Raw genomic sequence first — 24011 nt, forward strand, 5'->3', positions numbered from 1 at the left:
GGAGAATTCATGTCATCCAATAGCAAAAGCAATTCTAACAACAATACAGCCGGTCCATCATCCCCAGTCAAAATCGTGAAACCCAAGCTCCCCAAGCAGCTTGAGCCTATGATTCTATCCGATACTGGCGTTGACGATGAATCCTCATTTATTCAATCCACTTGTCAGGACGAGACCCTGTCTTATATTTCAGCCGACAAGGTTCAATTCGATCAAATGATATTCCATAATGTTATGTTCCAGCACGTCACGCTCCACCATGCCGAACTAACGGATCTTGTGTTTAACCACTGCGACTTGGCTAACGTCGATCTCAGTGAGGCCATTATGTACCGCGTGCAATTCAATCATTGCAAAATTCTGGGGCTCGACTTGACGGCAGCCACCATCCGAAATGTCGTATTCGATCATTGTACGGGCGACTACGCTACGTTCCGTTTTGCTAACATGAAGCAGGTATCCTTCCAAGCCACCTCGCTCGTAAAATCGGATTTTTATCATTCCGAATTAACCAAGGTGGAATTTGTGGATTGCCAGATCGACCAGTCGCAGTTCTCCGGCACGAAGCTTGCGGGAATCGACTTAAGCCGAACGGACTTTCATAACATTGGCGTGACCCTGGAAGATCTTCAAGGATGCATCATATCGCCTCATCAAGCCATCCCGTTAACCAAAATATTCGGTCTTGTCGTGAAAGATTGAGCGTGTGTTATGCTTGGCCCTTATAATCAAGATCGTTCGTTTACATTGGAACGTATATACATGCACAGCATAAAGCGGCTTACTCCGTGGTCCGCTTGGACCTTTCGGGTTAAGCCGCTTTCTTAGATCATCCTATTATTGATCAAGGGTGTATTTCTGCAAATCAAGCGGGAGCGGCGCCGGGATGTCACAGGTGCTGACCATCTCATAGCGCTTGCCTTCATCGGAAGCATCATGGAAGCCCCACATGGCTTCAAGCACATGATAGGCAAGCTCGCCGCTCGCACGATGAGCTCTTCCGCTGCGGATGGCGTAGGCCATATCCGCCGGGCCGATCCCTCTTGTATTCTCGTTATACCCGGGAAGCAGCGGCTCTTCCGTCCACTCGGTGTCTCCGGTCAATCGATATTGAACGGAGCCGCCAAAGCCGTTGGGATCCGGGACGAGCATCGTGCCCTTGGTGCCGTAAATTTCAATATTAGGAAGCGTGCTGCCTCCAAATACATCAAAACTCGTAATCAGCGTGCCAATCGCACCGTTATGAAACTCCATAAGTCCAGCCACGTGAGTAGGAATGTCTACTTGAATCTTCTGACCCTGTTTTTTCTCACTCGTAATGGTCCGCTCCGTAAGGGCCGTTCCGGTCATGCCGCTAATACGGCGGATCGGTCCCAGCAGCTGAACCAGCGCCGTCAGGTAGTAAGGCCCCATATCGAACATCGGACCACCGCCGGCGGCATAATAAAATTCCGGATCGGGATGCCAATGCTCATGTCCACGACTCATCATAAATGCGGTCGCTGCAATCGGCTTGCCGATGCGCCCGTCTTCAATCAGCTTCAGTGCCGTTTGAATACCGGCTCCAAGAAATGTCTCGGGAGCACATCCAACGAGCAGTCCTTTGGACGCAGCCATATCCAGCACCGCCTTACCCTCTTCACGGGTTACGCCAAGGGGCTTTTCCACGTACACATGCTTGCCGGCTTGCAGTGCATCCAGCATAATTTGTGCGTGTAGTGCAGGTATCGTCAGATTAATGACCAGCTCAATCTCCGGATCTGCAAGCAGCTCCTCGGTGGTGTATACATTCGGAATATGATACTTGGCAGCCTGTTCCTCGGCACGGGCACGATCGATATCTGCACACGCCGTCAGCTCCAGGATATCGAACTTATGGCAGTTTTCCATATAGATGCCGCTGATTTTTCCGCAGCCGATGATGCCAACCTTTACTTTCTTCATGATCCAAGTCTCCTTCTGCCTTATTGGCTGTCTCCCATGCCTGTGTAGCCTTGACCTTCCGTAAACACACTCATGTCTGAACCCGAATATAATGCTTTTCCTTCAGCAGCCCAGAGCAGTCCCCTGCGCATCATTTCCTTCACCTGCGGCATATCGACGATATCGGCATGATGGCCGAGGGAATTGTAATAGACCCGTCCATATCCCCAGCGCTTCGTCCATACTACCGGCATATCAACCGCTTTGTTCAGCAGATGCGGTCCGGCCACAACCGGAAAGCGAGTGGTTGCCAGCACTTCAACGGCCGGATCCACATGCAGATAATACTGCTCGGAGACCACCGTGAAATCCTGCATCCCTTCCACCAGCGGGCTGGAGCTCGATTTAATCTCTACCTGGTACTTCACGCCATCGTTGCCCGGATGCGCAACCCATTGACCGCCGGTCATGAACTGCCAATCCACATTGTTGCGGAACGAATCGCACATGCCGCCGTGACAGCCCGCCAAGCCGGTTCCCTTCTGCACGGCAAGCGATACGTTGCTCACCTGCTCCTTCGATATTTCTCCCATCGTCCATACCGGCACGATCAGATCCAAGGCCTGAAGCTTCTCTGCATCATTAAAAGCATCCAGCGTATCGGATACCTCAACCTCATATTGCTCAGCCCGAAGCAATTCCGTGAAAATGCCGGCAACCTGCTCAGGTTCATGTCCGTCCCAGCCGCCCCGTACGATCAAAGCCTTTTTCATGCATAGCACTCCTTCTTTTATGTGTCCGGCCAAGATTGGCCGGATGACTTGATTACATTTCCGACAGCCGCACCCAGCGGCGTTCTTCAATGGATTTATCCACGGCTTCCAGCACAGCCTGACATTTCACGCCATCCTCGAAATTCGGCACAGGCTGCCTTCCCTCGGAAATAGCGGTCGACAGCTCCAGGATTTCATGCGTAAAGGTGTGCTCGAAACCGATCGTATGTCCCGGCGGCCACCACGCCTCCATATAATCGTGAACGGGATCGGTTGCCAGTACGCGGCGGAAGCCCTGAACATCCTCATCGTCGGACGTAAAGTAAACCTCCAGCTCATTCATCCGTTCAAAATCGAATTTGACGCTGCCCAAGCTGCCGTTGATCTCAAAGGAATTGGTGCTGCGGTGCCCTGCGGCAAAGCGCGTCGCCTCAAAGCTGCCCAGCGCCCCGTTCTCGAAGCGGGTCATGAACAACGTGGCGTCATCTACCGTCACTTTCCCCATGGGACCGCCTGTGCTTCCTTTTGCGCTTAACCCGGTCATCTCGCTGGCAATGGGACGCTCCTTGATAAAGGTCTCGCTCATTCCGATCACTTCCTGCATATCACCGACCAGATAATGCGCGAGATCGATCAGGTGGGCACCAAGATCCCCGTGCGATCCGGAACCGGCCACTTCCTTCTGCAATCTCCATACCAGCGGGAATTGCGGGTCCATGATCCAATCCTGCAAAAACCAGGCGCGGAAATGATAAATCTGACCCAATCTTCCACTCTCAACCAGCTTCTTGGCCAGTCTTACGGCTGGCGAAAATCTATAATTAAACCCGACCATATGGGTGACTCCCGCTTCTTCCGCCGCCTGCAGCATCTCTCTGGCATCCGCCAATGTCAAAGCAAGCGGCTTCTCGCAAAATATATGCTTGCCCGCCTTGGCTGCGGCAATGGCAATCTCCTTATGGGCATCGCTCGGCGCGTTGATATCGATCAGATCGATATCTTCCCGATTGACAAGCTCCTTCCAATCGGAAACGCTTTCACTCCAGCCCAATTGATCCGCAGCTGCTTGCACGGCCGACACATTGCGGCCGCAGATCGCCACCATTTCAGGCTTCAGCGCCTCCGGGAAAAACATCGGCAGGCTCCGGTAAGCATTGCTGTGGGCTTTACCCATAAATTTATAACCAATCATGCCGACACGTAATTGTTTCATCCTTCATTCCTCCTTGAATAAGAGTTCATTCATTTCGATGAAGCGAAGATGCACGGATTATCAGGCGAGTTGGCAGCTGGCGATGGAGCACTGCGTTCGTTTCGTTGCCTTCTGGCAGATCGGAGGCGTCCAGCATACGGAGCACATGATCCGCTGCAAGGCATCCCAGTTCATAGAACGGAACCCTCACGCTGGTAAGCGGCGGCGTGCACAGCTCGGCGGCTTCCGAATCGTCATACCCGACAAAGGCAGGCATTCGCTCCTCTGAAATGCCTAGCGAACGCAGCCCCTGCTGAAGTCCAATCGCCATGCGGTCATTGGCGGCAAATACGGCTTCAATCCGGTCCAGCTTCCCGGCGACTTGCTCGGCAGCGGCATAACCGCTTTTACGGCTGAAGTTACCTTCGAACAGCAAAGTTTCATCCAGCACGATTCCCGCTTCATTCAGTGCCCGGCTGTACCCCTTCAACCGATCGCGACTGTTGGAATACTGAGGCGGCCCATTAAGAAAAGCAATGTTCCGAAATCCCTGCTGCGTCAAGTGATGAACAGCTTGATAGCTGCCATCCACATGATCGGCATCCATAACGTGAAACGCCTCGCCGTCAAAGTATTGATTAATCAGGCAATAAGGGTGATCCGCTTCGCTCAGCTGTTTGATGGCCGCACGTTCGCCTTCATCATCCCGGGCACCAAGAATAATGCACGCGTCTACCTTCTGGGTGCGGAACAGATTCAAGTAGTCCATTGAACCGCCGGGCTCACGGAACAGCATCAATAGGTCATATTGGCTTTCCAGCGCCTTACTGCCAATCCCGCTTAATATTTCGGAAAAATAATAAGCGGAGAATATGCGGGCTTTCGGCAGGTAGGGCATGACAACGCCCAGGTTACCGCTTCTTCGGCGGGCAAAACTTCGGGCAAGCGCACTCGGGGTATACCCAAGCCGATCCGCCGCTTCCAGCACCCGCTGCTTGGTCTCTTCCTTGATAGGTCCGACCCCGTTCAGTACACGGGATACCGTCGCTTCCGAAACGCCGGCAAGCTGTGCTACCTCTTTACGACTAGCGATATTCATCAAGCCTCCTGCAATTTATGTACGCGCGTACATTTTCTCATGGAGCCTCGCTGTTGTCAACTGCTTTAACCGAAATGCATGCCGCAAAATTGTTCTTGCACCCTTATTTCAGATGTGCAATAATCTTCTCCAGATACTTATTAAACCCGTTTAAAAAGAAAGGGGAGTGGTGATGACTACGCGCAAAGAACCTTTACCCACACCGCAATCCATGAAATACGCCGTGCGGCGAGCGCTCCGCGCTTCCCTGCTAGAGCTCGGTAGCGGAACCAAAGCGGAGCTGAGTGACAGGCTCGGCATCAGCTTTCCAACGGTGAGCAAAGTTTTGGAACAAATGGCGCAGGAAGGCGAAGTTACCCTGCTCGGACTGGATGAGTCCAGCGGCGGGAGACGTGCAAACCGCTACGCTTTTAACCCGAATTATATGCTCGGTCTCGCCGTTTATTATGAGAAGGAGCGGAGCGTATACACCATTTTTAACTGGAACGGTGATCTGGTCGAACGACAAGCTGAAGACGGCATACTCCAGCTTGGACCGGAAGCGCTGGCTTCCCAGCTAAGAAGCTGGATCCACCGTTATCCGAAGATCCGCTCGATCGCCGTTGGCATGCCGGCTGCGGTTCGTGATGGCGTCGTTTTTCACGTGCCGTTGTACGGGACATTCCAGGATTACGACCTCAAATCTTACCTGGAGAACCTGTTCTCCATTCCAGTCATCGTGGAGAATGACATGAATGCGGCCGTGCTTGGCTTTCAGAATCTGAGCCGCACGGAGGAGGCTTCTCTTGTATACGTGTATCTCGGACACAATGGACCGGGGGCGGGGCTTCTGATCAATGGAAACGTCGTTCGGGGCAAGTCGTTCTTCACGGGTGAGATCGGCTACGTACCGATGAGCAAAGACAACAATTTTCATGATGTATTGGAGCGTAAAAGTTCCGTCATGAGCAGTCTTATCGAGCCGGATGAGGAGCAAATTGATGCGTTGAGCCGATTAAGCGCCGCCTTCACCGCGATTCTCAATCCGGATGCCATTCTGTGGTGTGAGCATAATCTCCTGCCCTCCACCCTGCTCTCCATAAAAGACCGCGCTTCCGCCTACGTACCGGAGCGCCATCTGCCCGAAATGCTGCTTCGCGAGTGGGAGCATGACTATATAGCCGGCCTGCAGCGGCTTGCTCTGGATATGATGATATCCGATACAAGTGCAATGTAAAATTCAACGATGACGATTGGGGAATAACCGTGAATACAGACCTTCAAACGAAAGCAAAACCTAAATTCAGCAAAGACTACACCCTTCATCTGGCAACCATCTTTCTGGGCTTTATCATATTTGGAATATCGGAAAACATTAAGGGACCCGCCATTCCAAGGATTCAATTCGATTTCCACCTGGATGAAAAGCAGATCGGCACCTTGCTATCGCTGAACGCGCTCGGGTACTTGATTGCCTGCTCTTTCACCGCGCTGTTAACCCGGAAGATCGGGATCAAGTGGGTCAGTATGGCCGCCTTCGGTTCGATGGCCATCTCGGGTGTGTTGATCTTTCTGTCGCACAGCTACCCGATGTTTACCGCATCCTATTTCTTTATGTACATTGGAAACGGTATGCTGGAGATCGGTCTCGCCATATTGGCTGCCCGGATCTTTGTGCGAAACACAGGCACAATGATGAACCTGTCCCATTTCTTCTACGGAATCAGCTCAACGGTGGCACCGATGATTGCATCCGGCCTTATGACCGTAACCGTGTTTAATTACACGCTGGACTGGCGGGGCATGTATCTGGCCATGCTGATGTTATCCGTGCTGCCGATGATCCCGGCACTCATGAGCAAGTTTCCCGGGGACGATCTATCCGAAACGGAACGAACCCCGCTCAAGTTGTTAGTTAAAGATCCTGCACTGTGGCTGGTCGTCATGATTCTATCCTTCGGTGTCGTATCGGAGATGGCAGTTGGCGGTTGGCTCGTAAACTTCCTTGAAAAATCGTACAAATGGGAACCTACGGCTGCTGCCGGAATGCTGTCCGCCTTCTTCCTCTGCTTCTCGGCGGCACGCCTGCTGCTCGGCCCGATAACGGACCGGATCGGCTTCACGCTGTCTATCATCATCCTGTCCGCGTTGACCGGCGTATGCACGTTTATTGCAATCTTTGGCGGAGAATCCTATGCGTTCCTGTTCGCGGCAGCAGGCATTGGAATTGCTCCGATATATCCGACGGTCATGGCGCTCATTGCCAAAAGATATCCGAAAGAGAGTGACACCGCGATTACGTTCATCGTCACCATGATGGGAATCGGGAGCGTTATCGGCAATTACGCGATCGGAGCGATCACGAACGGATTCAAGCAAATGTACGGCAGCGGAACAGAGCTCGGGCTGCTGCGCGGGCTTCAAGCCGGCTATGGCTTCATCGGATTGTGTGCCATCCTATGCTCGCTCTTTGGTATCCTTCTGTTCCGATATTTAAAAGTCCGTAAGCAATTGGTCTAATCCTATGATTCCTTGAACACTAAAGGGAGCCCTCTTATAAGTACAAGAGGGCTCCCTTTTATTGATTATTATCGTTTCCCTACCCACACCCTAATTAGCCCAAGTCGGGTTGATCAACAAGTTCGATGCTTGCCGTTTCGGTATGATGCAGCTCAAACACCAAGATTTCATTGCGGCCCTGCTTCAGCAGGGGTCCAGGCAGGTAAAGCGCCGCTTGCGGTCCTTGTTCCCAGTAACGCCCCAGGTTGAAGCCATTGACCCAGACAACCCCTTTTCCCCATCCGTCCAAACGGATAAACGTATCTCCAATGTCATCCACCGAGAATTCACCCCGATAGAAGGTAGGGCGATCCTTCTGTTCAAACGGACCCGTAAGCGGTTGAAACGGTACCGCATTCGGATTGTCAAGCGGCACAGGATAGATGCTCCAGTCATACAGGAACTGGTTGTTCATCCGGACTCCCTCAGTGATTCCTTTATAGTCCTTCAGCTTCGGGCCGTAATTGATACGCCCCATATTCTCGACTACGATCTCCAGCTTGGCGCCGGCTGCCGGAACATCGAACTGGAGGGCTTGGGGATTCCAGCGTTCAACCGTCCCCTGATACTTACCGTCCAGGAATACCTGTGCCCGGTCATGCACCTCTTGCAGATGCAACGATTCTCCCTGGCGAGGTCCGGAAATATCCGTTGCATAAACGATGAAGCCATAGCTTTGACCCAGCAGTTCCATCGGTACAGGTGTCGTACGTTTCACCGCCTCGGATAGCGTCGGCAGATGCTCCAGCAAGTCGGCATAATGCGTCATGCGAACCGAACCATAGCTTTTTTTCTTGACGGGCTGAGGCAGACTTGGATAATCAGAGAGCTCTTTTCCCTGATGCTTCGCAATCGTGCTGCGAATAGCCTCGTACTTAGCTGTTACATCCCCGCACTCCGAGAGTGGGGCATCATAATCATAGCTGGTGATCGTCGGCTCATACTTCTCGTGAAAATTCGCCCCGTTATAAAATCCGAAATTTGTTCCCCCATGAAACATGTAGAAGTTCACGGATGCATTCAAGTCCAGCATCTCTTTGAACACGGCGGCAGCATCTTCCGCGTCCCGGGTATGATGCGGTTTCAGCCAATGATCAAACCATCCATTCCAGTATTCCATGCACATCAGAGGGTCTTCCGTCCGATATTCCCGCAGTTTGGCAAAAGCCTCCTCGGTTCTTGAACCAAAATTGACGGTGGCAAGCACGCCTGGAACGGTTCCTCCTTGCAGCATCCCGTCGGTGGGACCATCCGAAGTGAACAGCAATACATCTACGCCCCGCTTGATCAAGCCATCCTTCAAATACTCCAGATATGCCGTATCATTTCCGTAGCTCCCGTACTCATTCTCGATTTGCATTGCAATCACCGGGCCTCCATTGGAGGTTAATAACGGAACCAGCCGCGGAATCAGTTCATCATAATAATGGTCAACCTTCTCCAGATACAACGGATCCATGCATCGCAGATGGATATCTGGATACTGCAGCAGCCAGGACGGCAGCCCGCCAAATTCCCATTCTGCGCATATGTAAGGGCTTGGCCGAAGGATCACATGCAGCCCGAGATCACCGGCGATTTGGGCGAATCTCTCCAAGTCGGCGATGCCATCAAACGTAAATTGTCCTTCCTTGGGTTCATGCAAATTCCAGGGAATATAGGTTTCCACGGTGTTTAATCCACAACTTTTCAGCTTCATTAGTCTGTCTTCCCAATACTCCGGCACGATCCGAAAATAATGTACGGCACCCGACAGAATCTGGATCGAATCATCCCCGAGCACGAACTGTTGATTAACCGCTTTCAATTGAGCTTTCATTTCCTGTTTCCTCCCTGCTCGTATCATTTTGCTTGCTATTGCCATCATCTATCAAAAGCTCGTGCTGCTCAATCTCCAAATGGAGCATTCTTTATACCTTTTGTGCCGAATTTTCAGAATCGCAAGAGCCTATTATGATACAATATATGGCATAATCACTGGAATTTTCGAAGCTAAAGGAGCATGACCATTATGGATATCGCTTTTCGCTTTCCCAATATGATTCACACGCTTCAAGTAACGGGATGCCATTTTGATTCCCAGCCCCCCGGCTGGAGTTATCCGAGGCATCATCATCACCTGTTCGAGCTGCTGTACTGTCTGGAAGGCGAGGTCCTGCAGGAAATTCATCGGGAGTCCTTTATGCTGCGGCAAGGAGAATGGCTTCTGATCAAATCCGGAGTCCCCCATCAAACCACGAATCTGGCCAACGGGTCGTATGGATACTTTAATGTTCATTTTGATCTCGATGATCAGGAAATTCGGAGCTCGTTGTCCGCTGCCCCTTACCGCCACATTCGCCAGCAGGAAAGCGAGCACAGCAAACTAAAGGCATACGTTCAAGAGCTGGAGGGAATCGTTCGACGCAGTCAGCCGGCAGCCCATTCGCTTCACCCTGAGAGCCCGAGGGCTGAATACAATCTCACTTTTGAAGATAGGCTGCTCCTTCAATCCTATACATTGCTCATCATCCACGATGTGCTCTCTCTCCTGAAGGTGCAGGACGAAGTCAAGCCGTCTTCGTCGAAACAGGTAGTATCAGGATCCCACAAACCGCCTTCCTTGCTTGCTGCCGATGCGGCGCATGCCATTGAAGAGAAACTGTCATCAGGGCTCACAGAGGAGATCTCTGTCGCAGCCGTATCCAAAGAGCTGAATTTAAGCCGCAGCCAATGCAGCAAGTTGTTTCGCCAAGTTTACGGGATATCGCCAAGACAATATATCAGTCGACAAAAGCTCACCCTAGCCAAAGAGCTGCTGGTCACGACCCATCTGCCAATGACGGCGATTGCTGACAAACTCGGTTTTCGCTCAGCCAGCCATTTTTCAAGGCAATTCCGCCGCTGGACCGGGCAGTCGCCGACAGAATACCGTCCCAGACACTAAATAGTGGAACTTGATTATTTTAGTAAGTTACTTGACAATCAATAGCATTATTGAGTATGATACAATCTATAGTTTCAGCTATACAAAAGTTAGTTGATAACCATTTAAAAATAAGGAGCTGTTACCATTCATGCGTAGTTATTCTTCTGCGGGTACTTTCATTATTCGGGTTATTCTGGGTGTCATCTTTTTGGCTCACGGTTTGGATAAATTCCAGAGCGGCATCGGCAACATCGAGGGCTTTTTCGCCAGTTTGGGAATCCCCGCTTTCATGGCGACCGTTGTGGCCATTATCGAAATTGTGGGTGGTATTGCATTGATTATCGGTTTGGGAACGAGAATTGCCTCCCTTGTACTTGGCGTTGTGCTTGTCGTGGCTATTTTTCAGGCCAAGCTGGGCATGGGCTTCCTGGGTGGCTATGAATTGGATATCGCCCTGCTGGCCATGGCCGTTCATCTTGCCCTTAGCGGCAGCAGCCTGCTCTCGGTCGATTCGTTGTTTAGCAAGAAGAACAAAGCCTAAAATAACGCAAAGGTTGACCGGTAATCCGTAACGACGGCCTGATGAAAGAAAAATGTCTATCATCGTACTCTCAAAGAAGACAGACCGCGTTTAGCCGTAGTTTTTCTAGCGATATCAGGCAGCAGATCCTCCGAAGTTTATACTTTCTGATATCTAAAAAAAGCCGTACCTGACGATCAGTCTCTCATGATCCTGATCCAGGTACGGCTCTTTTTTATAACATGTTATGAAAAGTTGCTGCCGCCCGTTTCTGCCGGTAAAGCCGAATTCCTCTGCAATTTCAGGAGCGTGAACGACAACCCTGCGGATATCGCAATACAGATTGAACCTGCAATGTACACCATGCGAATGCCGAGTGTATCCGCAATTAGACCCATGACGGCAATCGATAAACTCGTTACCGTGGACAGCAAGATATCACGCGAAGCGTAAATTTTCGGCAGCAGCTCTTGATCTACACTGGATTGGAGCGCGGTTTGCTGCGCCACATCCCGCAGTTGATAGGCTGGTCCCATCGAAATGCATAGGATCAATGCCATGATCGGGATACTGTTTAAGCCATACCACAGTGTAAGCAAACTGAACACCGCTGATCCTACGGCCATGCATGGAATCAGATTTTTCTGGATAAAGGAAGACAGGAGCAGCATCAGTAACCCTCCCGCAATGGCGCCTACATAATAACTGGCGTTAATAAATCCCCACCAAGCTTCGCCTTGATGCAGCACTTCCTTGACATACACCAGCGTGATCGCTCCCACCCAGATGGTTCCCGCGATCCCTTCAATCATATCCATCATCGTAACGATTCTTAATGTAGGATTTCTCCACAGGTAGAACCAGCCTTCACGAATCACTTCCCAGCCTGGTTTCGCTCGTCCAGCCGCAGCCGGTTCCTTCTCCCTCATGGAGCGCGCTGCAATCGAAAGGCACACAACGGATATCCAGATGAGTACGCAGCTCATGATCAATGTGGGCATATGTCCAAACCTTACAACGAGAAAGCCCGTGAAGGTATATCCTGCAATCTGCAAGGATTGACTGGTCACGGATAGTGAGCTGTTAGCCTTAACCAGCCGGTCAGGTGCAACTACTCTCGGAACCATGGACTGGATGAGCGGGTTTCCCCATCCTTCGGTAAAAGCAATGAACAAGATAAACATACACAGCACGGAAACCTGAGATGAGATGTATGGAAATGCAACAACCAATGCGGTTAACAACAGGGCTTTCATCACTTGAAGCCTTACCAGAAGCTTGGAGAAACCGAATTTCTCCATCACAAGCGGAGCCGTAAGGCCGGCGACTAACCGTGCGACTGCGTTAAACAGCGGGAACAGCGCGGCAATAAAGGCCGATCCTGATTCTTGATACATAAAGGTAGTCAGTACCATGATGTAGACAACGCCTGCCAGCGAGATGCTTGAATGCGCGGTCCAATAGTATAGAAAGCCTCCTCGTTTCATATTCACACCCTATCCTGCTGATCTTTCTTCTAATAGTCATAACATAGGTTGAAAGTTTCTGTAAAGATAATGGGAGTTCCCCCATACTAAAAAAAGCCTGCTCCCATGATCCATTCATGAGAGCAGGCTTACTATAACTCCGCTATGAAGCGCTATCGGCAACCGACCAACGGTCTTGCCCCGGATAAGGGCATCGCTTGTCTTTCAGCTTTGCGGTGATCTGTACGATGCAGCCGCACAGCGTGCACGTTGTGTCCCCTTGCAGCTTCGGACAAGAGAAGCACGCACGCAGACGGGTATCATACTCAACATCCGACACGCACCTGTCAGACGCAAACATTGGAGAAGACAGGACGCGCGTAATTTGTTCATCGTTAACCCGGTAATCGTCATGGCAACCTTTACACCGATTATCCGCCATCACCTTCGTTTAGCCTGCTGTAATCTCGAGAACGGTAACGGACATCGGTGCCAGCTTGGCACGCAGTACGTCGCCTTCCTGTTCAAAAGCATGGAATGCAGCCGGCTTCAGGGTCTCCGGCGATTCAAAGGTGTTATGAGCGTCCAGCGAATCGGAGGCTAGCTGCCGGCCTACGATCTTGGACACCGCTCCGCTTAGTCCCCGAAGCTGAATCGTCACGTCACTTTGCTCCGCATGACTCACATTACACAGACTCACATGGATTTTGCCAGCTTGATCCTTCGAGGCCGTTACGGATACTTGCGGAATCTTCTCGCCGTCCATCTCATAATCAGCGCCGCTGTAGTTGGTAGCCAAACGCTCTGCATCCTGATGCACTTTATACATATCAAACACATGATAGGTCGGAGTAAGAATCATCTTCTCGCCTTCGGTTAAAATGACGGACTGCAGCACATTGACTATCTGCGCAATGTTCGCCATGACCACCCGATCATTATGCTCGTGGAAGATATTCAGCGTTAAACCCGCCACCAGAGCATCACGGATCGTATTCTGCTGATACAGGAAGCCCGGATTGGTGCCAGGCTCTACGTCAAACCAGGTCCCCCACTCGTCTACAATGAGGCCGATCCGCTTGTTAGGATCATACTGGTCCATGATTGCCGAATGTCTCGTAATTAATTCATCCATATGAAGTGCCTTCTTCATCGTGGTGAACCATTCCTGTTCGCTGAATCCGGTAGCAGCCCCTTTGCCTGTCCAGAATTCGCCCGGAATGGTGTAATAGTGAAGACTGATGGCATCCATGAACGGGTGCGTTTCTCGCATTACGGTTTCCATCCAGCGGTAATCATCCACGTTCGGGCCGCAGGCAATCTTGTAGATCTTGTTATCGCCATAGTTCCGAACATAAGTCTGATAGCGTCTGTACAGATCCGCATAATACTCCGGCCGCATATTGCCGCCGCAGCCCCAGTTCTCGTTCCCGACGCCAAAATATTTTACATTCCATGGCTTCTCGCGGCCATTCTCCTGGCGCCATGCGGCCATCGGCGACACGCCATCAAAGGTCATATATTCAACCCATTCCGACATTTCCTGCACGGTGCCGCTGCCGACATTGCCCGATATGTATGGTTCACAACCCAGAAGCTCGCAAAGACGGAGGAATTCGTGGGTGCCAAAATGGTTGTTCTCCACAACGCCGCCCCAGTGCGTATTGACCATTTGCTTCCGATTCTCTCGTGGACCGACGCCGTCCTTCCAGTGGTACTCGTCGGCAAAACAACCACCAGGCCAGCGCAGCACCGGTATGTTAAGCTGTTTCAGCGCCTCCAGTACATCATTGCGGATCCCCTCCGTATTCGGAATCGGTGAATCCTCTCCCACCCATATGCCCTCATAAATGCAGCGACCCAGATGTTCGGAGAAATGACCATAAATATTGCGGTTGATCTTGCCTTTGGATAAATCCGAATGAATGGTAATAACATGACTCATGACTTATTCCGCTCCTCGCTGTTGTTTTATAGATGTTTATATGAAACAGTTTAATAATCTTTAAAACAATGATATCGACCAAACCGGATTCCGTCAACCCGTAATTTAAACGCTTTCACGAAATAGCCTTATTTTTCGCCAAAAAAAAGACCGGCCCAAAGCCGATCTTCCGATCGGGCTCTGAGCCAGTTTCTCTTCAACGCGTCGCCCGGATTAAAAATTCCCGGGTCCGTTCTGCATTAGGTTGGTTAAATATTTGATCCGGCGTGCCGGATTCGACGACCTGTCCGTTATCCATGAAGATAATTCGGTCCGCCACTTCTTTGGCAAAACTCATCTCATGCGTGACGATCACCATCGTCATATGCTCCTCGGCCAGCTGCTTGATAACCGCCAGCACTTCGCCGGTCAGCTCGGGATCCAGCGCCGATGTCGGTTCGTCAAACAGCATGATGTCCGGATTCATCATCAGTGCTCTCGCAATGGCCACACGCTGCTTCTGTCCGCCCGACAAATTCCCGGGGTATACATCTGCTTTATCAGATAAACCGACCTTCTTCAGTAAAGCGGCGCTGTTTAACCTAACTTCTTCCTTAGATTGTTTCTTCACATGTTTAGGTGCCAGTCCCAGATTCTCCTGTACCGTGAGATGAGGAAACAGGTTGAAATGCTGGAATACCATGCCCATCCGGGATGTGATCGCTTTGATCCTCGGCGGGCTGGCATACACGCCATCCTTCACGAGATATTGATCCTGCAGCTTGATCGATCCGCCATTAATCTCCTCCAGATGCACCAGGCTCCGGAGCATGGTGCTCTTACCCGAACCGGAAGGTCCGATGACGGCAATCACTTCATTCTTCTGAATCTCAAAGCTGACGTCCTTCAGCACGTCCAGCTGGCCGAAGGATTTTTTCACATGGGTTACTTCGATAATTGCCATTACACGACAGTCCTTCTATTCATATTTAAATCGGCGTTCCAGAAACTTAAACAACATGGTTAACACTAGCGTCATTAGCAGGTATATTACGCCTGCAATGAAAAACGGCATAATCGTGACATCTCGATTGACCGCCGTATAGGCGAAGTGCAGTAACTCCGGAACCGCTACGGCATACAGCAGCGCCGTATCTTTTACCAGCGTAATGGATTCGTTGGATACCGCCGGCAGGGCTACGCGAAACATTTGGGGCAGAATCACTTTCGTGGTCGTTTGCCAGCGGTTCAGGCCCAGCACCTTGGACGCTTCATATTGACCCTTGTCAATCGCCAAAAGGCCTCCCCGGAAGATTTCCGCAAAATAAGCGGCATAGTTTAGCACAAATGCCAAACATGCGGCTACAAAACGGTCCAGAACGAGATACTCTCCGATCACGGGCAGCACTGGCAGTCCGAAACAAAAGAACAACAGCTGCAGCAGCAGCGGGGTACCACGAAACACATAAATATAGGCATTGGCCAACCAAGCCAGCGGCTTGATTGCGCTTCGAACCATTAACGTGAACACAAATCCGAGCGGGATGGAGACCAGGATAGCAATTAAAAACAACAGTATCGTTGTCTGTGCGCCCTCCAGCATCGGTTTGCCGATTTGAACAATGTAATCCATACTCATATACGCTTAACTCCTAATGGAAAAACTTCTTGAGTTACTTGAAGTTTTTCAAAAATATCGTAGACCCAAGGCAGGGAACACAAAACCGGAGCCTTTGGTCAAAGTCCGGTTTCTTGGAATACCTATGGAAGGATGAATAACCATCCTTGTGGAACGTCTTACTTCAACACTTTGTTTTCGCCAAACCATTTCTCGGAAATCTTGGCTGCTGTGCCATCGGCATTCATTTCGTCCAGTGCTTTTTGCAGGCTTTGAAGCAGCTCCTCGTTGCCTTTTTTAACCCCGATCCCGTACTGCTCCGGTGCCAGAGATTCCTCGAGAATCTTGTATATTCCCTCTTCCTTGGACATGAAGTATTTCATCACGACTTCGTCTATGACCACAGCCTCTACGCGTCCATTCTTCAAATCGCTCAGAGCCAGCATATTGTCAGGGAATTCGTTGATCTTCTTCACTTGCGTGTGAATCTCGTTGGCGATTAACGCATCGGCAGCCGAGGACAGCGACTGCAAACCGATCTCTTTGCCTGCCAAATCGCTGATCGAAGTTATATCCGAATCAGCCAGCACGGCGACGACCTGACTGTTCTCCAGATAAGGCTTGGTGAACAACACTTTCTCCTTGCGCTCATCGGTGATGGTATAGCCGTTCCATATCAAGTCAATGCGGCCGCTGCTAAGTTCGGACTCTTTCGATTTCCAGTCAATCGGCTGGAACTTGACTTCCTTGCCCATCTTCTCAGCGGCTGCACGGGCATAATCGATATCAAAGCCGACAATTTCATTGCTCTCGTCACGAAAACCCATGGGCGCGAACTTGTCGTCGATCCCGACAACCAGCTCATTGCCACCGCTTGCTGAGCTTGAACAGCCGACTACGGTTAATAACAGCATGAAGCCTGCTAATACTGATGCTATCTTTTTCACCAAAAAATCCCCCTTGTAGACATTAAACGCAGCTATATTCTGGATGCCAAGGAATCCGCATCAGATGCAAAAACTGCTTTTTCGCTTTAGTACGTTATCAAGACTCCATGATACCATATTAGCAGAGAAGAGTCGATAGTTTCATAGAATGGTCAATTTTCACCACTATTATGAAATTTATGTATTTTCATCCTATTTTAAGGTTATTTTAAGGATGGATTCAGTTTAGCGGGAAAGAATGATGGACTGTAAGGCCAACATCAAGAAAGGCGGTAAACAACAATGACAACCCACTTGAAGTCAGTGAAGCGGCTGGTGCTTGTCGCCATCGCTGTAGTCATGGGCCTCGCTTATCTTCCCGTCTCGGTCTCGGCGGAACCGATCGGACAGCAAACAGAATCACCGGCTGTTCCTTCTTCCCAGGACGAACGCGGGCAACATAAACCCGGTCATATGTTCAAGGCAATCTCCGAATTTCTGAAGCTGGAACCGCAAGTTCTTCGAGATAAACTCAAAACCTCGACACTCGCGGAAATAGCCAAGGAACAAGGTGTATCCAGAGAGGCCATAAAAGCCAGGATCGTTGAGCTGTTGAAGGATAAAATCTCCTCGCATCCGAAGCAGCTGGGCAAATCCATCGATTACTCCGCTGCCGCGGACAAGCTGCTTGACGCCAAAGGCGGGTGGCAGAAGCAGCGAATGCATCAGCGTCATGGCCGGCTGATCTCGGATAGCGACGAGCTGGCCAAACTTTTGAAGACGACGCCGGAAGCACTCAAGCAGTCGCTCCAATCCGGAAAATCGCTGGCACAGATCGCGAAGGAGCAAGACGTGCCCGTCCAGTCCGTCATTGATCAACAAGTCCAGGCACTCACGAAGCGTCTGGATCAGAAGTTGACCGAAGGCAAGCTGACGAAGGAAGAATACGAGGAGCGCAAATCCAGAATTGCTCCGTTCGTCAGCGATGTGGTGAATGGTAAACTCAAACCGATGAAACACAGCCGGTAAAGTACCCGCTTAACGCATAACCTTTTGTCATTGATAAAACACAAGAGCCGCTCCATCGGTTAGGAATAACCCATGAAGCGGCTCTTTATCGTCCGTCTATTTAACTTCCATTTAAGGCACGTATTGCTGGATCATCTTCACTACGACGCCATCTTCGACGGTGATATGAAATGGAAACCATTTCATGTCTACGATATCATCCTTTTCGTAGATGTTCGTGAATTTGTCCAGGCTTACCATCTGATTCCAGGAAATCTGAGCATCCTCATACCGTCCGGTATGATCGTACAACTGAAGCAGCACTTCGGCATCGTCTGCCACAGGAAGTTCAATCTGTTCTTCCGTATCATTTACGATGTAATAGCCATCCGGTGCTTCCGTCATCTCAGGGTCCTGCTCCCGTTCGCGGAATACCTGATTCGCTTCCTCGCCCTCGTACCATTCAATCGGATCTACTTGCAGATAGACCTTGCCATCTCTGATCTCAAGCCCGTTAATATAGACAGCTTCCTGATTCGAAGCTTTCGGAACCGGCTCATAATTGTTGCCTGAGGCTACGCCAACGGTTGTCATCATGATCAGTACCAGCAGCATCATTGCTCCCAATTTCCAAGCCGACTTCTTCATCTTCTCATCGCTCCCTCTTCATTTTCTATTAAATAGATTCAGCTCGTGAACCCAACCCGACTTATCGTGCATTAAATATTAGTAACCCAATTCCTGGATATTTGAAACGTATATGTATTTTATCATTCCTATCTTTATTATAAGAACCCACTTGGTAAAATGGATGTCAATTTGATGTAAATTCATTACAATATTTCAATCTTCGTAAGCGCTTAAATACGGGACGATGAAAGATCGTCCGTTATGGTCGAACCGGGAAACATCCCAAATAAAAAACAAGCCCTCCCCGCTGATTCCTCAGTCGATGGTCAGGCTTGTTTAAATTCACACCAAATATTATTGATTGAATGCTTCGGTCAGGACAGGAACAATCTGCGATTTGCGGGAAACCACGCCTTTAAGAAGAGCCTTGTTCTCCGACAGGGACACATTGTATGCTTTCTCAACGGCTTTGGACTCTTTACCGAGTGCAAGAGCGATCGAATCGTTGTTCAGAATATCTGTCACTACGAAGACGAACAGGTCCAGGTTTTTGTCGGCAATAATCGCTTGAATCGCATCTTCGAGTTCGGCTTGACGGGACAATACATCATTGGTATCAACCGCGTTAACCTGTGCGATTTCCACTTTGGCTCCGCCCATTTGGAATTCCTTGGCGTCCAGGGAGATCAATTGCGCGATGGTTTTGTCGCTCAGATCAGCGCCCGCCTTGAGCATCTCCAACCCATAGCTGTCTGCATCCACGCCAGCGATCTCAGCCAGCTCGCGAGCTGCTGCGATATCTTCGTCTGTGCATGTTGGGGATTTGAACAACAGGGAGTCCGAGATGATGGCGGACAGCATCAGGCCAGCAATTTCTTTGCGAACGGCTATACCTTTTTCCTTGTAGATCTTGTTCAGAATGGTAGCTGTGCAGCCGACAGGCTCCGCACGGTAGTATAATGGGTGGCTTGTCTCAAAATTCGCGATGCGGTGATGATCGATAACCTCAATCACGCGAACCTGATCAATGTCGCTTGCGCTTTGCTGACGCTCGTTATGGTCCACGAGAATAACGTCTTGGGCTTCGTTTGCAACCGTCTCAACGAAACGAGGAGCTTCGACCTTAAAGTAATCGAGCGCATATTGCGTTTCACCGTTAACGTCTCCAAGACGCACAGGCTCGGCGGAAAGGCCGAGCTGGTTCTTCAAATCAGCATAAGCAATAGCAGAGCAGATCGTGTCCGTATCCGGATTTTTGTGTCCAAAAATTAATGTTTTTGCCATATATAATGCCCCTCTCGCAACATAAATTTCATCGTTTATATCAATAAACAGATGATCACCTATCTGATTATATCGTTAAATTCTACTTATTCCAATTCCTTTACAGAGATTATTTTTAGACCGTGTTTATACCAATACGATTTCCGGTTCCGGAACGAATCCAAAATGGTTGTTAATCGACTCCGAGATCAGATTCATCAAGTAGAGGATATCGGTTGCCTTTGCATGCTTCTGGTTCAGAATCATGTTGCCGTGATGCGGAGAGATGATCGCGCCGCCATATTCGGTTCCTTTCATATTCAGCTGATCCACGAGCGAGCCGACAGCTACCCCATAATCATAATTATTTTTGAATACGGAACCGCAGGACGGGTAATCGAAATGGCGTTTACTCGTCCGGTACTTGATGATGTCAAGCATCGACTGCGGCGTCTCTATTCCCCTTCCTGCCAGCGCGTGCACTTCGCCCAGAAAGAATGAGAAAAACGATGGCAATGAGGATGGATGGCTGCCGCGAGTCTTCCACTCCGTGAGAAGTTCAGACGTCATGCTGATCTGTTCCTCCGAGCTGACCGGAATATTAAGATCGGCCCCTACTATGATCCACGGATGCTGCTGGAAGATGGATTGCTTGTATGCAAATAAACAGTCCGCTACGGGAATGGACCGTACCTTTAAGCTCGGATCCGTCGTATCGATATAATAGACCGTGTCCAGAATATCGCAGATTTGACGCGCATTATATTTAGCGTTCATATAGATGCCGGCCCCTACGCAGCCTGGCAGCAAAAAAGTAAAATCAAGCAAATCCGTTCCACCCATTAAACCCATCAAGGACAACAACGACATGGGCGCGCCGGATGAAACGTACCATTTATCACCCGACACCCGCAGCTCCACCAGGTTTTTGAGCGATATAAACACCAGGTCATGTTTCGGTTCATCCGGAAACAGAATATTGGAGCCCATTCCAAAGATGTACCATGGCATCCCGCGTTTCCTGCAGTCCTGCAGGAGATCCGCCAGGTCATTTGCCGTTTCAGGCATGGCCAGATAATTGGCTGAACCGCCGATCCCATACGTCGAAAAAGCAGACAGCTCCACATTGCGCTTGCACAATCGGTCGATAGCAGATGTATGTAAAGTCATCGTAGACATGTCACTCCCTATTCTTCACATTAGGCACAACATTCCTTACTAAATGTGGGGATGTTACATCATTATGATCCAACTGCTTAGGTGGTGTCAATCTGGTGAGGAATCCTGGCGAAATAGCAAAAAATCCCTGGATTACAGCCCGTAGACCGTAACCAAGGGATTCATTCATCATTTCTTTATCGTGCCCAGGATTTATTCGAGGAAATCCTTGAGACGTTTGCTGCGGCTCGGATGACGCAATTTACGAAGCGCCTTCGCCTCGATCTGCCGAATGCGTTCACGCGTAACGCCGAATACCTGGCCTACTTCCTCCAGGGTGCGGGTCCGTCCATCCTCAAGTCCAAAGCGCAGCCGGAGCACATTCTCTTCACGCTCGGTGAGCGTATCCAGCACTTCCTCCAGCTGTTCCTTCAGCAGCTCAAACGCTGCGGCATCTGCCGGCGCCAATGCGTCCTGATCCTCAATGAAATCACCCAGGTTGGAGTCGCTTTCCTCACCGACCGGCGTTTCCAGAGACACAGGTTCTTGGGATACCTTCTGGATCTCACGTACTTTTTCCGGCGAGATATCCATCTCTTTACCGATTTCTTCCGGTGTCGGTTCGCGTCCCAGCTCCTGAAGGAGCTGCCTGGAGACACGTACGAGCTTATTAATCGTCTCTACCATATGCACCGGAATCCGGATAGTTCTTGCTTGGTCAGCAATCGAGCGGGTAATCGCCTGGCGAATCCACCAAGTGGCATACGTACTAAACTTAAAGCCCTTGGAGTAGTCGAACTTCTCCACCGCTTTGATCAGGCCCATATTGCCTTCCTGTATCAGATCCAGGAACTGCATTCCCCGGCCAGCATAGCGTCTTGCTATACTTACAACGAGACGAAGATTCGCTTCGGCCAAACGGCGTTTCGCTTCTTCATCTCCCTCCTCTATTCGTTTGGATAGTTCCACTTCTTCATCGGCTGTAAGGAGGGGAACACGACCGATTTCTTTCAGGTACATGCGAACCGGATCGCTAATCTTGATGCCTGGTGGAAGTGAGAGATCGTCATGAACCGAAAAATCCTCTGTCGGAGAATTAGCCGCTTTCTCTGTTTCCGTAACCTCTCGTTCCAATGCAAAATCCGCACTTTGACGGTTCTCCATTCTATGCCCCCCTGTTGACAATCCCATATTTTCATGCTAATCTAGCATTAGGTTATTATGACATTAAGCCAATAGTTATTTATCCTTCATTCTAGCATATTTTTTACACTATATCAACTTCTAATATATTCTAGTTCGGTTCACCCGATCTCAGGCTGAGATCGGGTTTTTTAATATGCTTCATCCTCATTACATATACGTTTATTTGAGCTGATCTAGTACAGCTTTCGTTTCTTGATTCAACGATTTCACATCGGGAGCCTTCACGGGCTTATCGCTCAGCTGATATTTGTGCTTTAGTTCAAGCGTTGCCCTCACCCGGTCGTTCAGCATCTCCTCCGGGATCACGCCGCTATGGACAGCCTCGGTCAATGCCTGAATGACGGCTTCTTCCAGTGCATATTCATGTCCGATCAGAATAATGTTGCTCCCTGCGACGACGGACTTCACGGAAGCCTCTCTTACGTCCGTGCTGCCGGAAATAGCCCCCATTGTCATATCATCCGTTATAACGACACCCTTAAACCCCATTTCTTCCCTTAACAAATCGTTGATAACGGGTTTCGAATAGGAGGATGGCGTATCCGGATCGATGCTCTTCATCAGCAGATGCGCAACCATGACTACATCGGCCCCTTCATCAATCGCTTGTTGAAACGGTACCAGCTCCAATTCACGCAGACGCTTCAGATCATGGTCAACAACGGGCAGACCGAGATGGGAATCAACCGAAGTATCGCCATGTCCTGGAAAATGCTTCACTACAGGAACGACACCATTCTCCTGTATCCCCTTCATCGAGGCGATTCCTTGCGCGCTTACGGTTTCTGCTGTTGTGCCAAAGGATCGATCGCCGATGACCGGATTGTTCGGGTTGCTATGAATGTCCAGCACCGGGGCAAAAACCATATTGAGTCCGATTCCCGACACCTTCTGTGCGATAAGACCACCAACTTGCTTGGTCAATGCAAGGTCCTCGCTGCTTCCGATTTTTCCGCTTGACGGCAGCTTCGCGTATTCATCAGGAAAACGGGTAACCCGTCCGCCCTCTTCATCGATGCTCAGCCAGAGCGGCACCGGATTCTCAGCATTTGCTTTTTTCAGCTCATTCAACAGGTCTACCGACTGCTGGATGCTCTCGATATTATCCTTAAAAAAGATAAATCCGCCAACATGGTAATCCTCCAGTAATCTGCGCGAGGTATCATCCAAGGCAGTCCCTTCGATTCCAACCAGCACCAGCTGACCGATCTTCTCCTTGACGGTCATGCTATTAAGAAGCTCAGCTACCGCATCTTTAGTCCCGTTCTCGGGCAGATTCCCTTCCTCGCCTTCACTGTCCGTGCTGCCAGATGGAGGCGGTGTCCCGTCTTCATCAGCTGGAGACGGAGTCTGCGGCTCCTGTACTTGCCCGGGCGGCGAAGCTCCTGATCCGTTGTCCCCGGGGTTGCCCGGTTTGGCTCCGCCCTGACAACCTGCTACAGCCAATAGCAAGATGACAACCAGCACCGTTAAGCACATCCATGTTGTCTTACGCTTCAACATTGTCACCTTCCTTCAAATTCACACTACATATATTCGTCCTCTGTTCCACAGAGTCCTTCCATCATAACATGATTTCCTTACACCCCAAACCAGCTGAAGCTGTCCGCTTAAGAAGAAGAAAAGAGCCGCATCGACAGCGACCCTTCCTCTTCTATTTAAGCAGTCCGAGCTCACGGGCTTGCTCCTCTGTTAATATAAACTGCTCTGTGTCCCACACTTCATCCTGTTCCGTTCTACCGAACATCAGCATGATATCATCCCATATATTTTTTTGCATCGCTTCAGCTTGCGTGATAATCACCTTCATATTAACGTCATCCCTTTCCTTGGAAACATCCCCTACTACATATACAACC

At 50.0% G+C, this 24011-nt stretch carries 23 protein-coding genes; 6 read left to right on the forward strand and 17 right to left on the reverse strand.

The window, feature by feature from the left end:
- The first annotated feature begins 9 nt into the window (after positions 1–9).
- Positions 10–702, forward strand: coding sequence for a pentapeptide repeat-containing protein (locus tag ACQKPA_RS01065; protein WP_427488679.1), 693 nt, complete (start codon positions 10–12; stop codon positions 700–702).
- 135 nt (positions 703–837) lie between these two features.
- On the opposite strand, the gene ACQKPA_RS01070 is transcribed toward ACQKPA_RS01065, so the two are convergent.
- From ACQKPA_RS01070 to ACQKPA_RS01085, 4 genes are read right to left on the reverse strand one after another with little or no spacing between them, the layout of a single operon-like run.
- Positions 838–1944 carry a Gfo/Idh/MocA family protein gene (locus tag ACQKPA_RS01070; RefSeq protein ID WP_427488681.1) on the reverse strand — a complete coding sequence of 369 codons (1107 nt, stop codon included), beginning with the start codon at positions 1942–1944 and terminating at the stop codon, positions 838–840.
- 20 nt (positions 1945–1964) lie between these two features.
- The gene (locus ACQKPA_RS01075; RefSeq protein ID WP_427488683.1) at positions 1965–2696 is read right to left on the reverse strand and encodes a ThuA domain-containing protein; all 732 of its coding nucleotides are present in this window, start codon (positions 2694–2696) and stop codon (positions 1965–1967) included.
- 52 nt (positions 2697–2748) lie between these two features.
- Positions 2749–3909 carry a Gfo/Idh/MocA family protein gene (locus ACQKPA_RS01080; RefSeq protein ID WP_427488685.1) on the reverse strand — a complete coding sequence of 387 codons (1161 nt, stop codon included), beginning with the start codon at positions 3907–3909 and terminating at the stop codon, positions 2749–2751.
- A 25-nt stretch (positions 3910–3934) separates the two neighbouring features.
- Positions 3935–4987 (reverse strand): LacI family DNA-binding transcriptional regulator, encoded by a 1053-nt coding sequence (locus ACQKPA_RS01085; protein ID WP_427488687.1) that lies wholly within the window; start codon positions 4985–4987, stop codon positions 3935–3937.
- 172 nt (positions 4988–5159) lie between these two features.
- Here ACQKPA_RS01085 and ACQKPA_RS01090 point away from each other — a divergent pair, with 172 nt between their 5' ends.
- On the forward strand, positions 5160–6203 hold the full coding sequence (locus ACQKPA_RS01090; RefSeq protein ID WP_427488689.1) for an ROK family protein: 1044 nt from the start codon (positions 5160–5162) through the stop codon (positions 6201–6203).
- A gap of 29 nt (positions 6204–6232) precedes the next feature.
- Positions 6233–7486, forward strand: a complete 1254-nt coding sequence (locus tag ACQKPA_RS01095) for an MFS transporter (RefSeq protein WP_427488691.1) — start codon at positions 6233–6235, stop codon at positions 7484–7486.
- Between the two features lie 94 nt (positions 7487–7580).
- On the opposite strand, the gene ACQKPA_RS01100 is transcribed toward ACQKPA_RS01095, so the two are convergent.
- Positions 7581–9344 carry a glycoside hydrolase family 35 protein gene (locus ACQKPA_RS01100; RefSeq protein WP_427488693.1) on the reverse strand — a complete coding sequence of 588 codons (1764 nt, stop codon included), beginning with the start codon at positions 9342–9344 and terminating at the stop codon, positions 7581–7583.
- Positions 9345–9536: 192 nt separating this feature from the next.
- Between ACQKPA_RS01100 and ACQKPA_RS01105 the strand changes: the two genes are divergently transcribed.
- The gene (locus tag ACQKPA_RS01105; protein WP_427488695.1) at positions 9537–10451 is read left to right on the forward strand and encodes an AraC family transcriptional regulator; all 915 of its coding nucleotides are present in this window, start codon (positions 9537–9539) and stop codon (positions 10449–10451) included.
- A 130-nt stretch (positions 10452–10581) separates the two neighbouring features.
- Positions 10582–10974: a DoxX family protein gene (locus ACQKPA_RS01110; protein WP_427488697.1), complete on the forward strand. Its 393-nt coding sequence runs from the start codon at positions 10582–10584 to the stop codon at positions 10972–10974.
- A gap of 224 nt (positions 10975–11198) precedes the next feature.
- Here the strand turns inward: ACQKPA_RS01110 and ACQKPA_RS01115 are convergent, their stop codons facing one another.
- From ACQKPA_RS01115 to ACQKPA_RS01140, 6 genes are all read right to left on the reverse strand, one after another.
- Complete coding sequence (locus ACQKPA_RS01115) at positions 11199–12440, reverse strand: MFS transporter (RefSeq protein WP_427490213.1); 1242 nt, start codon at positions 12438–12440, stop codon at positions 11199–11201.
- 142 nt (positions 12441–12582) lie between these two features.
- On the reverse strand, positions 12583–12861 hold the full coding sequence (locus tag ACQKPA_RS01120) for a DUF6171 family protein (RefSeq protein ID WP_427490215.1): 279 nt from the start codon (positions 12859–12861) through the stop codon (positions 12583–12585).
- Positions 12862–12870: 9 nt separating this feature from the next.
- The gene (locus tag ACQKPA_RS01125) at positions 12871–14364 is read right to left on the reverse strand and encodes an alpha-N-arabinofuranosidase (RefSeq protein WP_427488699.1); all 1494 of its coding nucleotides are present in this window, start codon (positions 14362–14364) and stop codon (positions 12871–12873) included.
- Between the two features lie 196 nt (positions 14365–14560).
- On the reverse strand, positions 14561–15307 hold the full coding sequence (locus ACQKPA_RS01130) for an amino acid ABC transporter ATP-binding protein (protein WP_427488701.1): 747 nt from the start codon (positions 15305–15307) through the stop codon (positions 14561–14563).
- A gap of 15 nt (positions 15308–15322) precedes the next feature.
- Positions 15323–15982, reverse strand: coding sequence for an amino acid ABC transporter permease (locus ACQKPA_RS01135; RefSeq protein WP_113058793.1), 660 nt, complete (start codon positions 15980–15982; stop codon positions 15323–15325).
- A gap of 158 nt (positions 15983–16140) precedes the next feature.
- Positions 16141–16908: an amino acid ABC transporter substrate-binding protein gene (locus ACQKPA_RS01140; RefSeq protein ID WP_427488704.1), complete on the reverse strand. Its 768-nt coding sequence runs from the start codon at positions 16906–16908 to the stop codon at positions 16141–16143.
- 282 nt (positions 16909–17190) lie between these two features.
- On the opposite strand from ACQKPA_RS01140, the gene ACQKPA_RS01145 reads away from it, so the two are divergent.
- On the forward strand, positions 17191–17916 hold the full coding sequence (locus ACQKPA_RS01145) for a hypothetical protein (protein WP_427488706.1): 726 nt from the start codon (positions 17191–17193) through the stop codon (positions 17914–17916).
- Between the two features lie 111 nt (positions 17917–18027).
- On the opposite strand, the gene ACQKPA_RS01150 is transcribed toward ACQKPA_RS01145, so the two are convergent.
- From ACQKPA_RS01150 to ACQKPA_RS01175, 6 genes are all read right to left on the reverse strand, one after another.
- Positions 18028–18543, reverse strand: coding sequence for a hypothetical protein (locus ACQKPA_RS01150; protein ID WP_113058790.1), 516 nt, complete (start codon positions 18541–18543; stop codon positions 18028–18030).
- 336 nt (positions 18544–18879) lie between these two features.
- On the reverse strand, positions 18880–19809 hold the full coding sequence (locus ACQKPA_RS01155) for a manganese-dependent inorganic pyrophosphatase (protein ID WP_339218179.1): 930 nt from the start codon (positions 19807–19809) through the stop codon (positions 18880–18882).
- A gap of 126 nt (positions 19810–19935) precedes the next feature.
- Positions 19936–20958, reverse strand: coding sequence for a UDP-N-acetylmuramate dehydrogenase (locus ACQKPA_RS01160; RefSeq protein ID WP_216531996.1), 1023 nt, complete (start codon positions 20956–20958; stop codon positions 19936–19938).
- A gap of 201 nt (positions 20959–21159) precedes the next feature.
- Entirely contained in the window at positions 21160–22137 is a 978-nt protein-coding gene (rpoD, locus tag ACQKPA_RS01165; protein WP_336245447.1) for an RNA polymerase sigma factor RpoD, read from the reverse strand.
- A gap of 174 nt (positions 22138–22311) precedes the next feature.
- Positions 22312–23655 carry a beta-N-acetylhexosaminidase gene (nagZ, locus tag ACQKPA_RS01170; protein WP_427488709.1) on the reverse strand — a complete coding sequence of 448 codons (1344 nt, stop codon included), beginning with the start codon at positions 23653–23655 and terminating at the stop codon, positions 22312–22314.
- A 151-nt stretch (positions 23656–23806) separates the two neighbouring features.
- Positions 23807–23962, reverse strand: coding sequence for a hypothetical protein (locus ACQKPA_RS01175; RefSeq protein ID WP_427488711.1), 156 nt, complete (start codon positions 23960–23962; stop codon positions 23807–23809).
- Positions 23963–24011 lie beyond the last annotated feature (49 nt).

Source organism: Paenibacillus sp. NPDC093718, assembly GCF_050279985.1.
GTDB lineage: Bacteria > Bacillota > Bacilli > Paenibacillales > Paenibacillaceae > Paenibacillus_AQ.